Below are 672 nucleotides of genomic sequence, written 5' to 3' on the forward strand. Positions count from 1 at the left end.
CTTTGCCAAAGAAGAGACTTTTCGAGCGTTGCAAGGCGTCAGTTTTGATCTTTACGCAGGGCGAACATTGGCTCTCGTTGGCGAATCAGGCTGCGGTAAAAGCACGTGTGCAAGGCTAATCACAAAGGTTTACCCGGCGAGCGAAGGGGAAATTCTATTTAACGGCACCAACATCAATGACATCACCTCACGACACGATATTCAAGATTATCGCAGTAAGTTACAAATGGTGTTTCAAGACCCTTTTGGATCGCTGAACCCGACCCACACAATTCGTCATCATTTAACTCGCCCGTTGAAAATCCACAAGCAGGTGCAGCATGACCGCGAGATCCCGGCGCGATTGGACGAACTTCTCAAGCTGGTGGAATTGCCAGAAGAGACGTTAAACAAGTACCCGCACGAACTCAGCGGCGGTCAGCGTCAGCGAGTAAACCTCGCACGCGCACTGGCCGTCGGTTCACAAATAATTTTGGCCGATGAGCCAACATCGATGCTGGATGTGTCAATTCGCTTAGGCGTATTGAACTTGATGCAGCGTATGAAGCAAGAGCTTGGGATTGGCTTTTTGTACATTACCCACGACCTCGCCACCGCGCACTACATCGCTGAAGAAACAGCGGTGATGTATAAAGGGCAAATCGTTGAATGGGGTGACACGCACGCGATCTT

The 672-nt window shown here is 50.1% G+C and carries 1 protein-coding gene; it reads left to right on the plus strand.

Annotated elements, in window-relative coordinates; all coding sequences use genetic code 11:
• The coding region (locus R8O11_RS28190) for a dipeptide/oligopeptide/nickel ABC transporter ATP-binding protein (protein ID WP_318194995.1) at nt 1-672 on the plus strand (672 nt) is incomplete at both ends.

The sequence above is a fragment of the Vibrio sp. 1288 genome (assembly GCF_033344475.1).